We start from the raw sequence: 12,623 nt of genomic DNA on the forward strand, positions 1-12,623 counted from the left end.
CGGATCAGGCGGCGGGGGAGCGGACGATGATAGCGGTGATGGCGATGATGATGGCCGCAAGCTCCGACACGTCGGCGGCGGCGACCAAGCCCTACCGCATCCTCGTGCCGATCGGACAGCAGGCGGGCTGGTTCCAGGCGGAGGATTATCCCCCCATCTCGATCGCGCAGAAGGCCGAGGGCATCGTCCATTTCGCGGTGGAGATCAGCCCGGACGGCAAGCCGACGGCGTGCCGGATCGTGAAGAGCAGCGGAAACGAGGGGCTGGACGGCGCGACCTGCAAGGCGCTGATGGCAAGGGCGCGCTTCCACCCGCTGATCGACAAGAAGGGGCAGCCGACGACCGCGACCTTCGATCAGGTTGTCCGCTGGCGGCTGCCGGTCAAGACCGCCACCGAGGAGATCAGCGACCGCACCTTCACCGCGCATGCGATCATCGCCCCGACCGGTGAGGTCGTCGAATGCACGATGAGCGGATCGGGGCCCGCGCGCTTCGGCACCAGCGGCAACAACTGCGGGCCGTTCGGCGAGCGCGGCTTTCTCGCCAATCTGATGGGCGCGGATTATGCCAAGGCGCGGACCAGCGATATCCGCCTTCAGGTCAGCTACGAGGGCCTGCCCGAGCATGGCGCGGGCAGGACGCCCGATTTCTACCTGCTGCTCGCCGAATCCGAAATCGCGGTCAATCGCGACGGATCGATGGGCAAATGCACGAGCGTGCGCCCGCTGCAGATGCAGGGCCGCAGCGTCGATCTGTGCAATATCGTCGCGATGGCGCCGCCACGCTTCCAGCCGGGCACGGTCAACAAGCGCGCGATCTTCGTGCTGGACCTGTCCGTCTCGTACAAGTGAGCGGGGAGGAGGCGCGCTACTTCTTGCCCGTCGCGTCGCTGGCGGCGACGCGGACCCGGCGGAGCGATCCGCCGCTCTGCCCGTCGGGCGTGTCGGCCATGTCGATCACGCACATCATCTTGAATTCGGGATGCGGGCCGCAGGCGACGCCCGCATAGCGCAGATGGCCGGCGAACAGCATGTTGCGGTGGCCGCGATCGGGCACGCCATCGTCGACGATCAGCTGGCGGATGACGTCGGCGGCATCCACCGCGCCATAGGCGATGACCTCGGCCACGAGCGGCCCCCCGCCGCGCTTGACGACGCGGTCGCTCGGCGCCGAGCCGTCCGCGCTGTAATGGCCGGTGCGCCCCGAAATGCTCTGCTCGGCGACATGGTCGGCGGCCGCCGCCGCCAATATGTCGGCGGGCTGGAGCGGGGCGAGCATGGTCTGGCTCGCGAGATAGGCGATCGCCTCGTCCACCGGCGCGGTCCCCTCGACCGTCTCATAATCGACCGGGTTGCCGGGCATCACGACGATATTGGCCTTGAAGAAGCCGCGATAGGTCTTGAGCCCGCCGGTATAGGTCGCGGGATCGGTGCGCGCCGCATTGAGCGCGGCGAGCACGGCCTGTTCCATCCCGCGATGGTCCGCAGGCGCCTGCGCGACAGCCGCCTGCGCCGAAAGCGCAGCGGCCATACCCGCAAGCCAAACCCCGAACGCCCGCACGCCCCAAGCCCCTTGTTCTTTTGCGACGGAAAGCTTCATGAGCGTCCGCATTAACCCTGCACCCTTAGCAGATCGTGAAAGGGCCGAAAACGACCTATTGCGAATCCGTTACGAGAATGGGCGCTTGACGGTTGCACGCGGACCTCTCCACCCTCGTGCGTGTACGTGAAGGAATGGCAAAGCCGTCTTATGAAACTGGTCGTCGTAGAATCTCCTGCAAAAGCAAAGACCATCGAGGGTTACCTCGGCGCCGGGCACAAGGTGCTCGCCTCCTATGGCCATGTCCGCGATCTGCCCGCCAAGGATGGCTCGGTCGATCCGGACAATGGCTTCGCGATGGAATGGGAGCCTTATGCCGACAAGGCCGCGCGGCTGAAGGCGATCGTCGACGAGGCCAAGGGCGCCGAGTCGCTGATCCTCGCGACCGATCCCGATCGCGAGGGCGAGGCGATCAGCTGGCACGTCCAGGAGCTGCTCCGCAAGCGCAAGGCGCTGCCCGCCAACGTCCAGCGCGTGACCTTCAACGCGATCACCAAGGCCGCCGTGCTGGATGCGATGGCGAACCCGCGCGCGCTCGACGAGGATCTGATCGATGCCTATCGGGCGCGCCGCGCGCTCGATTATCTGGTCGGCTTCACGCTCTCGCCGGTGCTGTGGCGCAAGCTGCCCGGCGCCAAATCGGCGGGCCGCGTCCAGTCGGTGACGTTGCGCCTCGTCGTCGATCGCGAGCGCGAGATCGAGCTGTTCCGCGCGCAGGAATATTGGTCGGTCATCGCCAATCTGGAACAGGATGGGGTGGGTTTCAGCGCGCGTCTGGTTCGCTGGAAGGGTGAGAAGCTCGATCGCCTGTCGCTTGGCAATGGCAATGATGCCGAGGCCGCCAAGCGCGATGTCGAGGCGGGCCGCTTCTCGGTCGCGAGCGTCGAGACCAAGCCGCTCACGCGCAATCCGCCCCCGCCCTTCACGACATCGACGCTCCAGCAGGAAGCCGCGCGCAAATTGGGCTTCTCGGCCAGCCACACGATGCGCGTCGCGCAGGATCTCTACGAGCAGGGCGCGATTACCTATATGCGCACCGACGGCGTGCAGATGGACCACAGCGCCATCTCGGCCGCGCGCGCCGCGATCGTCGATCGCTATGACGGCGGCTACATCCCCGAAAAGCCGCGCCTCTACACGACCAAGGCCAAGAATGCGCAGGAAGCGCATGAGGCGATCCGCCCGACCGATTTCGGCCGCGACAAGGCCGGCGGCGGCGATCATGCGCGGCTCTACGAGCTCGTCTGGAAGCGCGCGCTCGCCAGCCAGATGCAATCGGCGCGGCTGGAGCGCACCACGATCGAGCTGACCGACGGCACCGGCCAGCACGCCTTGCGTGCGACCGGCCAGGTCGTGCTCTTCCCCGGCTATCTCGCGCTCTACGAGGAAGGCCGCGACGACGAGGGCGACGAGGACGCCAAGCGCCTGCCGCGCATGTCCGAGGGCGATGCGCCCGCCAAGCGCGACGTGCTGGCCGAGCAGCATTTCACCCAGCCGCCGCCGCGTTATTCGGAAGCGAGCCTCGTCAAGAAGATGGAGGAGCTCGGCATCGGCCGGCCTTCGACCTATGCCTCGATCCTGCAGACGCTCAAGGATCGCGAATATGTGAAGCTGGAGAAGAACCGCTTCCACGCCAACGAGAATGGCCGGCTCGTCACCGCCTTCCTCGAGCGCTTCTTCGAACGCTATGTGTCGTTCGATTTCACCGCGGGCCTGGAGGATCAGCTCGACGAGGTGTCGGGCGGGCGCGCCGATTGGCAGGCCGTGCTCGAGGCCTTCTGGCGCGATTTCAAGCCCAAGACCGTCGAGGTGATGGAGCAGAAGCCGTCCGAAGTGACCGCCGCGCTCGATATCTTCCTCGAGCCCTTCCTGTTTCCCGACAAGGGCGACGGGACGGATGCGCGGCTCTGCCCCAATTGCGGCAACGGCCAGCTCGCGCTGCGCGGCGGGCGATTCGGCGCGTTCGTCGCCTGCTCCAACTATCCCGAGTGCAAATATACGCGCCGTTTCGCGCAGGGCGGGGGCGAGGAGGTCGCCGATGCCGGGCCGGTGGAGCTCGGCAAGGATCCGGTGACGGGCGCGGAAGTCACGCGCCGCACCGGGCGCTTCGGCGCCTATGTCCAGCTGGGCGACGAGAAGGACGCCAAGCGCGCCTCGATCCCGAAGGATGTCGGTGAGGTCGAGCTGGAGCTGGCGCTGAAATTGCTGTCGCTGCCGCGCATCGTCGGCGTGCATCCCGAGACCGCGAAGGACATTACCGCCTCGATCGGCCGCTACGGCCCGTATCTGATGCACGACGGCAAATATGCGCGGCTGCAGTCGACCGACGAGGTGTTCGAGACGGGCATGAACTCGGCGGTCGCCAAGCTCGCCGAGGCGGCGGCGGGCGGCGGTCGCGGGCGGGGTGCGGCGCGCGAGCCCTTGGCGACGTTCGGCGTCTCGCCGGTCACGTCCAAGCCGATCAAGGTGATGGAGGGCCGCTTCGGCGCCTATGTCACCGATGGCGAGACCAACGCGACCCTGCCCAAGGGCACCGATCCCAAGGATCTGACCGAGGAGGCGGCGCTGCTGCTGCTCGCCGAGCGCGCGGCCAAGGCGCCGGCCAAGGGCAAGAAAAAGAAACCGGCGCCCAAGGCCGCCGCGGCCAAGAAGCCCGCGGCCAAGAAGGCGCCGACCAAGAAACCTGCTGCCAAAAAGGCGCCGGCGAAGAAGGCGGCATCATGAGCGCGCGCCGGATCCTGATCATCGGCATCGCGCCCGATGCGGTCGATTTCTCCGATCCGGATCTGCCGCCGGGTGCGGATGCGGCGATGATCGCCGGCGGGCTCGCCGAGGCGCAGCTTCTGTTCGCCGCGCAGGGCGATCGGTGCGATCTGTGCCTGCTCGATCTGAAGGGACCGGCGGACGTGCCGATTGCGGCGCAGCTTGCGCGCGAGACCTATGATTGCATCGTCATCGGCGGCGGCATCCGCCTGCCGAGAGCCAATCTGGAGCTCTTCGAAGCGGTGGTGAATGCGGTCCATCGCCATGCGCCGGTCGTCCCGATCGCCTTCAACACATCGCCCGCGAACAGCGTCGAGGCTGCCGGGCGCTGGCTTGGCGAGCGCTGATACGAATAGTTAACGACCGTTTCGGGGCAGTACCCAATAATGTTTCGAATAGCGCCGGACGCTCGCTAGAACGCCCGGCGATCGGCTCAGGCGGCGAGATGCGGCGCGCGACGGTTGAAGCGCATCTGGGCGTTCAGTTGGCGAAGTCGCTGAAGCTTACGGACCCGCCACTGAACGCGCTGGAGCACATAAGCGCTGTCCCATTTGCGCATGCCGACGGCGGAGCTGATCTCGTCTGCGATGCGCACATAGGCATCCTCGCCATGCGCCAGCGAATATTGCTCGGCGAGACGTTCCAGCTCGAGTTCGTCGATCTTCATGAGAACCACCTACTGATACCAAAGCACTGTCAGGTAGAACTCGATTGCTCCGTTATTGATCCAATTACCGCCGTTTTTGATGGTTAAAGGCAAGATAACCTGATCTATGTAAAATGTTATATATTGACCAATACTGGTTTTGCTTGGGTTTTAGCGCAGTCGATACGTAGTCATTTCCAAATCCGCGCATTGTAAAAGCAAGCTCGTTCAGCTGGTTAGCTCCGCGGCGGCGCCCTGAAGCCGAGGGCCATCTTGCCCTTCGTCCGGCTCGTCAGGTGAAACAGGCGGCAGCGATCGCAGCGATAGGGCCTGAGCACGATCGTCGCGCCCAAGGCAGCCGCGATCGCCTCCCGTTCGGTCGGATAGCGCGTCTTGCGGCGGCAGACGCTCAGCTTGGTGCGCATCGTCTCTTCCCGGTCTGCTGCCGTCGGCCAGGTCCGCGGACATTATCCGTCAGCGGCGCGGTCCTGTCGCGCGCGCCTATCCGGCAGCGATCGAGCAGGCAGGCGGCGCGCGCCGCCCGCGCTTACTTCTGCTTGTCGGACGTGCCCGACGTCGCCGGGGCGGCGTCGCCCGCGACATTGCCCTTGGGCTGCTTGGCGGCCTGCGCCTCGGTCTGGACCGGCTCGTTGGCGGCCTTCTGCGCGCCTTCCTGCTCGGCACCCTTCGGGGCGCCTTCCTGGGCTGCGGCGGCGGGCGCCGTGTCGGACGCGCCGGCGGCGGGTGCGGCCGGCAGAGGCTGCGGCTTGTCGTTCTGCTGGTTCAGATAGGCGATCACGTTGGCGCGATCTTCGGGCTTGGAGAGGCCCGCGAAGGTCATCTTGGTGCCCGGCGCATAGGCCTTCGGGCTGGTCAGCCACTTGTTGAGCTCTTCGAAGTTCCAGCTGCCGCCCTTGGATTTCAGCGCGTCAGAGAACGCGAAGCCGCCGGCACCCTGGCCGATCGCCTCGCCGACGGCGTTCCACAGATTCGGACCGAGCGCGTTCGCGCCGCCCTTGTCCGCATTGTGGCAGGCAGTGCACTTCTTGAAGACGTCGGCGCCCTTCTGCGGATCGCCGGCGGCCATATAGAAAGCGAAGGGCTTTTCGGCAGCAGCGGCGCCCGCCCCGGCCTCGGCTTCCACGCCGGTGACCTCATAGCCCATCTTCTCGGGGCGCTCGGCCATGAAATGTTCGCCGGTCACGATCGTGAGGCCCAGCGCAGCGATGCCGGCTGCCAGCACCCAGCCCGCAATCGTATTCCCTCGATCGTTCATGCCGCCCCCGAACACAGGATTAGAGGCCGCTTTAGTCAGCGATACGAGCGCCCGCAAGGTTGCGGCGCACCGCAGACGAACCTAAGCCGCGCGACCACAATGGAAAGCTATCCCGCACCCGCCCGCGCGCTCGTTGCCGAGCTCACTTCGGCCGCCGCCGCCGCCCCCGAACGCGCGGTCGCCTTCCAGGGCGCGCCGGGGTGCAATTCGCATATCGCCGCGGTCACGGTCGCGCCCGATTGCCTGCCGCTGCCCTGCTTCCATTTCGAGGATGCGCTGGATGCGGTGCGCGACGGGCGCGCGGGTCAGGCGCTGATCCCGATCGAGAACAGCCTGCACGGGCGCGTCGCCGACATCCATTTCCTGCTGCCCGAATCCGGTCTCTCGATCGTCGGAGAGCATTTCATGCCGATCCGCTATTGCCTGATGGGCCTTGGCGGCCAGGTGACCGAAGCGATGAGTCATCCGCAGGCGCTCGGCCAGTGCCGCCTCTGGCTGCGCGAGCGGGGCATCAAGCCGGTCGCTTATCCCGATACGGCGGGCGCCGCGGCGGCGGTGGCCGAACTGGGCCGCGACGATATCGGCGCGATCGCGCCGCGTCTGGCGGCCGATCTCTACGGGCTGGAGATCCTCGCCGAGGGGCTCGAGGATTCGGACGATAATACGACGCGCTTCGTGAAGCTCTCGCGCGAAAGCGCGGCGGCGCCGGCAGGCGTGGCGACGATGACGACCTTCATCTTCGAGGTGAAGAACGTGCCGGCCGCGCTCTACAAGGCGCTGGGCGGCTTCGCGACCAACGGCGTCAACATGACCAAGCTCGAAAGCTACCAGCGCGGCGCGAGCTTCGCGGCGACCGAATTCTATTGCGACGTCGAGGGCCGGCCCGAGGATGCCAATCTCGGCCGCGCGCTGGAGGAGCTGGAATTCCACACCAAGTGGATGCGCGTGCTGGGCACCTATCCGCAGCAGCGGACGCGGACGATCCTATAGAAGCTGACTCCAAACCCGTTCGTGCTGAGCTTGTCGAAGCACCGTCTTTCTTTCGGCTCTCAGAAAGAACGGCCGTTCGACAGGCTCAGGGCGAACGGTGCCGCAGGCCTAGGCTCCCTCCGCCCAGGCGCGGAGCAATGTATGCGCGATCGCATAGGACGGCGGGGCCAGGAACGGCGCGCCATCCTCTCCCGCCAACGCCGCGAGGACGTCGGCGCGGGTCACCCACTTGGCGTCCTCCAGCTCGTTCGTGTCGAGCGTGATCGTCGGATCGTCCACCTCGGCGATGCAGGCGATCATCAGCTGTGACGGGAAGGGCCAGGGCTGGCTCGCGACATAGCGAATGCGGCCCGCGCGGACGCCCGCCTCCTCGAACAATTCACGCGCGACCGCGCCCTCGATCGCTTCGCCGACCTCGAGGAAACCGGCGAGCGCCGAGAAGCGGCCGGGCGGGAAGATCGGCTGGCGGCCGACCAGCACCTGCGCGATGTCGCCCCGGCGATATTCGGCGAGCATGATCACGACCGGATCGGTGCGCGGATAATGTTCGGTGCCGCAGGCCGGGCAGTGCCGCGCCCACCCCGCGCGCATCGGGGTGCTGGGATTGCCGCAGAAGGCGCAGAAACGGTGCCGGGCATGCCAGTCGAGCAGGCTGCGCGCGACGCCGTAGGTCGCGGCATCGCTTGGCGGCAGGCTATCGATCAGCGCCATCACAGCGGGCGTGCGCCGGGCGGGCTGGATGTCGCCGGGCAGGCGGGTGAAGCGGGGCCGACCGTCGATCCGGCCGAGCAGGACCAGCTCGTCGGCGGGTATCGCAGCGTCGAGCGCGGTCCAGGCGAGACTCGCGTCGTCCGTCGCCGGCTCGTAATCCGGCATCGCGAGATAGAGGGCGTCCCCTTCGGCGACGAGCCGGGGCACGATCGCCGGATCGAGCCGCTCCGCCTCGACGCGATCGAGCACCGATCCGGTAAAGCCCGGGGTGAAGGCCATCAAAGTCTCTCCATCTGCGATCGGGCGAGCGCGGCGGCGCGCGCAAACAAAGTGGGCAGGCCGGCTTCGTCGATGCGATCGACCGGCCACCATTCGCCTTCGGCCGAGCGACCGGGCGCATGCGCGCCGACGACGGAATAATCGAGCGCGAAGTGCGTGAAGACATGGCGACCCCCGCCGAGCGGGCGCCAGTCGGCGGCGGCGGGGGCTTCGGCGAGGCCGGAATCGTCGCCGGCCCATGGCCCCGACGGCAGAGCGCGCATCCCGCCGAGCATCCCTTTGGGCGCGCGGCGATGGAGCAGGACATGATCGTCCGCCTCCAGCCAGAAGATCGTGCCGCGCCGGACGGGCTTGTCGCGCTTGGCCACCTTGCGCGGATAATCCTCCTGCGCGCAGGCGGCGCGCGCCGCGCAATCGGCGGAGAGCGGGCACAGCGCGCAGGCGGGGGCGCGGGGCGTGCAGATCGTCGAGCCGAGATCCATCATCGCCTGCGCGAAATCGCCGGCGCGCGCGTCGGGCGTGATCGTGTCGGTCAGGCGGCGCAGTTCGGGGCGTGCGGCGGGGAGCGGCCGTTCGACCGCGAACAGGCGGGCGACGACGCGCTCGACATTGGCGTCCACCACCACCGCGCGCTGCCCGAAGGCGATCGCGGCGACGGCGGCGGCGGTATAGGCGCCGAGACCGGGCAGCGATCGGAGCGCCTCCTCCGTATCGGGAAAGCGCCCGTCATGATCGGCGGCGACGGCGCGGGCGCAGGCGATGAGATTGCGGGCGCGGGCATAATAGCCCAGCCCCGCCCAGGCGGCCATGACATCGGCATCGTCGGCCGCCGCCATCGCCTCGACCGTCGGCCAGCGCTCGAGGAAGCGCGCATAATATGGCTTCACCGCCGCGACCGTGGTCTGCTGGAGCATGACCTCGGACAGCCAGACCGCATAGGGATCGGGGTGCGGCCCGCTTGGCCCGGCGCGCCACGGCAGGGTCCGGCGATGCACGTCATACCAGGCGAGCAGTCGCGCTGCGGGGCTTGGTACGGCCGGCGGCTGTGGAATATTCGTCTGTGCGACGGACGCTGGTGACACGCTATCGACGAGCATGGCGGGCCTATGGCATGGCGGCGGGGATGACGGAACGAAAGACTCGCAAAACGGCCGATGCTCCCCGCGCGAACGGCGTCCGTTCGGTCGCGGACATGGTGCCGCAGGTGGGGGCGATGGCGTTCAAGCGCTTCGGCTTCGTCCAGTCCTCGATCGTCTCGCGCTGGGCCGAGATCGTCGGCAGCCGCTATGCCGAGGTCTCCACCCCCGAATCGATCAAGTTCCCGCACGGCAAGAAGCAGGACGGCACGCTCAACCTGCTCGTCCAGGGCAGCCACGCGACGATGATGCAGCATGTCGCGCCCGCGATCATGGAGCGGGTCAACCGCTTCTTCGGCTATCCCGCGGTCGCGCGGCTCGCGATCAAGCAGGGGCCGGCGGTCATTCCGGTCGTGCGCCGCGCGCCGCCGTCGCTGAAGCCGATGCCGATCGAGATGGGCGAGAGCCTGCGCGCGATCGGCGATCCGGAGCTGCGCGAGTGCCTGACGGCGCTGGCCGGCGCGGTCGTCGCCTCGACCGGAATTCCGAAACTGTCGGCCGGGCGGCCGCGGGGGAGCAACGATTGAAACAGCTTGTCCGGCGGCTGCTGCCGCTCCTGATCCTCGCCTTCGCCTGCCCCGCATTCGCACCCGCTAGCGCCGCGACGCCTGTGGCCGCCAAGGACTGGACGAAGGTCGCCACGCGCACGCCGGCGGGCACGTTCGTCCAGGGCAATCCCGACGCGAAGGTGAAGCTCGTCGAATATCTGTCCTTCACCTGCCCGCATTGCGCGGCGTTCGAGAAGGAAGGCGCGGCGCCGCTGGCCGAGCGCTACATCCGCACGGGGCTCGTCAGCTACGAGGTCCGGATCGCGCTGCGCGATCCGTTCGATCTCGTCGCCGCGGTGCTCGCGCGCTGCTCGGGGCCGCAGGCCTTCTTCGCGGTGAAGCCGGCCTTGTTCGCGGCGCAGCCCGATTGGCTGGGCAAGGGCGAGAAGTGGGGCGCGACCTCGCCCAAGCTCGATCAGATGTCCGAAGCGGACGCTGGCAAGGCGATCGCCGCGGGTTCGGGGCTCGACGCCTTCTTCCTCAAGCACGGCCTGCCGCGCGCGCGGATCGATGCGTGCATCGCCAATGTCGCGGATCAGCGCCTGCTCTCGAGCGCGGCGCAGGCGATCTGGACGCCCGATTTCCCCGGCACGCCCTTGTTCGTGATCAACGGCACGCGCGCCGAAGGCGTGCATGATTGGGCCGGGCTCGATGCCAAGCTCAAGGCCGCGCTCGGCTGAGGCCGACGCGCTTCGTTCACCACCGGAATCAAAGTCGAGGATGCTCAGAATGACGTTTCGCCGGCCCGCCACCGCATTGCTCATCGCTCTCTCGCTGGCCGCCTGCTCCAAGAAGGGCGCCGACAGCAATACCGCGCCGCTGCCGACCGGCCCCGTCGCCGCCGTCGCGCCGCCCGCGGGCAAGGACTGGACCGAGGTCGCGAGCATGACGCCGGAGGGCGGCGTGCGGATGGGCAATCCCGATGCGGCGATCAAACTGGTCGAATATGCCTCGCTGACCTGCCCGCATTGCGCCGAGTTCACGAAGGAAGGCGCGGAGCCGATCCAGGCCAAGTTCGTCAAATCGGGCAAGGTCAGCTGGGAATATCGGCCGTTCGTGCTCAACAGCTATGACATCCCCGCCTTTCTGCTGACGCGCTGCCGCGGCGCCGAGCCTTTCTTCAAGCTCGCCGAGCAGGCTTATGCCGCGCAGCCCGAATGGGTGGGCAAGGCGATGGCGCTGACGCCGGCGCAGCAAACCGAATTGCAGGGCACCGACCAGAGCCAGCTCTTCAAGAAGATGGCGTCGTTCATGGGGCTCGACGCCTTCTTCCGCGCGCGCGGCATCTCCGCAGCCGATCAGGACAAGTGCCTGGGCGACGTGGCCGCGGCCGAGGCGCTCGCCAACGGCACGAGCAAGGCGACCAACGACAAGAACGTCACCGGCACGCCGACCTTCTTCATCAACGACGAATTGTGGTCGGTGCCGGCCACGACCTCGCCCGTCGCGCCGCAGCTCGTCGCGCGGCTGAGCGCGCTCAGCGGCAGCTGAGGCGAAGCGGGGGGCGGCCGCGATGAGGATCAGGAAGCTCCGTCTGGCGGGCTTCAAGAGCTTCGTCGAGCCGACCGAATTGCTGATCGAGCCCGGGCTGACCGGCATCGTCGGCCCCAATGGCTGCGGCAAATCCAATCTGCTGGAAGCCATTCGGTGGGTCATGGGCGAGGGCAGCGCCAAGTCGCTGCGCGGCGGCGGGATGGAGGACGTGATCTTCGCGGGCACCGCGACGCGGCCCTCGCGCGACTTCGCCGAGGTCAGCCTGCTCGTCGAGCTGCCCGACGGCGAGCAGGAGGTGGTGCGCCGGATCGAGCGAGGCGCGGGCTCGGCCTATCGCCTCAACGGGCGCGACGTGCGCCAGCGCGACGTGTCCTTGCTGTTCGCCGATGCCGCGACCGGCGCGCATTCGCCGGCTCTGGTGAGCCAGGGGCGGATCGCGGCGGTGATCGCGGCCAAGCCCGTCGCGCGGCGCGAGATGCTGGAGGAGGCGGCGGGGATCGCCGGGCTCCACGTCCGCCGCCGCGAGGCCGAGATCCGCCTGCGCGCGACCGAGGCCAATCTCGAGAAGATCGACGAGATGCTCGGCGAGATGGAAGGCCGCGCCAACGCGCTGCGCCGCCAGGCGCGCGCGGCCGAGCGCTATCGGACCTTGTCGAGCGAGATCGGGCTGGCCGAAGCGCGTTCGCTCTACGCGCGCTGGCGCGAGGCGGCGGCAGGGGCCGAGCAGGCGCGCGCGAAGGCCGGACTGGCCGAGCAGGCGGTGGCGCAGGCAGGCGAGGCGCAGCGTGCTGCAGCCGCCTATGTCGGCGCGGCGACGAGCGCGCTGGCCGAGGCGCGCGCCGCGGGCGAGGCGGCGCGCGAGACGGCGGGCGCGACGCGGCACCGGCTGGAGGCGATCCGCGCCGAGGACGAACGGGTCGAGCGGCGGCTCGAGGAATTGTCGCGCGCGGTGGCGATGCTGGCGCGCGACCGCGCGCGCGAGGATGCGCTCGCGATCGACGCGGCGGCGGCGCTGAAGGCGCTCGACGAGGAGGACAAGGCGCTCGGCGCGGCGATCGCGCGCGCGACGGCCGAGCAGGCGGGCAACGATGCCGCGCGCGCCGAAGTCGAGCGCAAGGTGCGCGATGCCGAGGTCGCCGTCGCGCAGGCGCTGGCGGCGGCGGCGGCCGAGGAGGCCGAGG

General features: G+C 68.4%; 14 protein-coding genes. 8 read left to right on the forward strand and 6 right to left on the reverse strand.

Annotation, left to right across the window (positions count from 1 at the left end; all coding sequences use genetic code 11):
- Positions 1–26: 26 nt before the first annotated feature.
- The gene (locus tag Q4F19_RS21000; protein ID WP_303546758.1) at positions 27–851 is read left to right on the forward strand and encodes an energy transducer TonB; all 825 of its coding nucleotides are present in this window, start codon (positions 27–29) and stop codon (positions 849–851) included.
- Positions 852–867: 16 nt separating this feature from the next.
- Here Q4F19_RS21000 and Q4F19_RS21005 read toward each other — a convergent pair whose 3' ends face one another.
- Positions 868–1,530, reverse strand: coding sequence for a CAP domain-containing protein (locus Q4F19_RS21005; protein ID WP_303546760.1), 663 nt, complete (start codon positions 1,528–1,530; stop codon positions 868–870).
- 219 nt (positions 1,531–1,749) lie between these two features.
- Here Q4F19_RS21005 and topA point away from each other — a divergent pair, with 219 nt between their 5' ends.
- Both topA and Q4F19_RS21015 read left to right on the forward strand, forming a co-directional pair.
- Positions 1,750–4,323: a type I DNA topoisomerase gene (topA, locus tag Q4F19_RS21010; protein ID WP_303546761.1), complete on the forward strand. Its 2,574-nt coding sequence runs from the start codon at positions 1,750–1,752 to the stop codon at positions 4,321–4,323.
- Complete coding sequence (locus Q4F19_RS21015) at positions 4,320–4,709, forward strand: hypothetical protein (RefSeq protein ID WP_303546763.1); 390 nt, start codon at positions 4,320–4,322, stop codon at positions 4,707–4,709. The genes topA and Q4F19_RS21015 overlap by 4 nt, the downstream gene beginning before the upstream one ends.
- Before the next feature lie 86 nt (positions 4,710–4,795).
- Here the strand turns inward: Q4F19_RS21015 and Q4F19_RS21020 are convergent, their stop codons facing one another.
- The 3 genes from Q4F19_RS21020 to Q4F19_RS21030 form a co-directional block, all read right to left on the reverse strand.
- Positions 4,796–5,029, reverse strand: a complete 234-nt coding sequence (locus Q4F19_RS21020) for a hypothetical protein (protein WP_303546765.1) — start codon at positions 5,027–5,029, stop codon at positions 4,796–4,798.
- A 215-nt stretch (positions 5,030–5,244) separates the two neighbouring features.
- Entirely contained in the window at positions 5,245–5,433 is a 189-nt protein-coding gene (locus tag Q4F19_RS21025) for a hypothetical protein (RefSeq protein ID WP_303546766.1), read from the reverse strand.
- A gap of 122 nt (positions 5,434–5,555) precedes the next feature.
- Positions 5,556–6,284 (reverse strand): c-type cytochrome, encoded by a 729-nt coding sequence (locus tag Q4F19_RS21030; RefSeq protein WP_303546768.1) that lies wholly within the window; start codon positions 6,282–6,284, stop codon positions 5,556–5,558.
- Positions 6,285–6,383: 99 nt separating this feature from the next.
- On the opposite strand from Q4F19_RS21030, the gene Q4F19_RS21035 reads away from it, so the two are divergent.
- Positions 6,384–7,274: a prephenate dehydratase gene (locus Q4F19_RS21035; RefSeq protein ID WP_303546770.1), complete on the forward strand. Its 891-nt coding sequence runs from the start codon at positions 6,384–6,386 to the stop codon at positions 7,272–7,274.
- A gap of 108 nt (positions 7,275–7,382) precedes the next feature.
- Here the strand turns inward: Q4F19_RS21035 and nudC are convergent, their stop codons facing one another.
- Both nudC and mutY read right to left on the reverse strand, forming a co-directional pair.
- Positions 7,383–8,264 (reverse strand): NAD(+) diphosphatase, encoded by an 882-nt coding sequence (gene nudC, locus Q4F19_RS21040; RefSeq protein ID WP_303546772.1) that lies wholly within the window; start codon positions 8,262–8,264, stop codon positions 7,383–7,385.
- Positions 8,264–9,361, reverse strand: coding sequence for an A/G-specific adenine glycosylase (mutY, locus tag Q4F19_RS21045; RefSeq protein ID WP_431312442.1), 1,098 nt, complete (start codon positions 9,359–9,361; stop codon positions 8,264–8,266). Before mutY ends, nudC begins: the two co-directional genes overlap by 1 nt.
- 26 nt (positions 9,362–9,387) lie before the next feature.
- Here mutY and Q4F19_RS21050 point away from each other — a divergent pair, with 26 nt between their 5' ends.
- The 4 genes from Q4F19_RS21050 to Q4F19_RS21065 form a co-directional block, all read left to right on the forward strand.
- A complete protein-coding gene (locus Q4F19_RS21050) occupies positions 9,388–9,927 on the forward strand; it encodes a DUF721 domain-containing protein (protein ID WP_303546774.1) in 540 nt (179 codons plus the stop codon).
- Complete coding sequence (locus Q4F19_RS21055; RefSeq protein WP_303546776.1) at positions 9,924–10,628, forward strand: DsbA family protein; 705 nt, start codon at positions 9,924–9,926, stop codon at positions 10,626–10,628. The genes Q4F19_RS21050 and Q4F19_RS21055 overlap by 4 nt, the downstream gene beginning before the upstream one ends.
- A 49-nt stretch (positions 10,629–10,677) precedes the next feature.
- Positions 10,678–11,439, forward strand: coding sequence for a thioredoxin domain-containing protein (locus Q4F19_RS21060; protein WP_303546778.1), 762 nt, complete (start codon positions 10,678–10,680; stop codon positions 11,437–11,439).
- 22 nt (positions 11,440–11,461) lie between these two features.
- Positions 11,462–12,623 (forward strand): AAA family ATPase (locus tag Q4F19_RS21065; protein ID WP_303546780.1); only part of this gene is annotated, 1,162 nt, incomplete at its 3' end.

The sequence above is a fragment of the Sphingomonas natans genome (assembly GCF_030546695.1).
Taxonomy (GTDB): Bacteria; Pseudomonadota; Alphaproteobacteria; order Sphingomonadales; family Sphingomonadaceae; genus Sphingomonas_I; species Sphingomonas_I natans.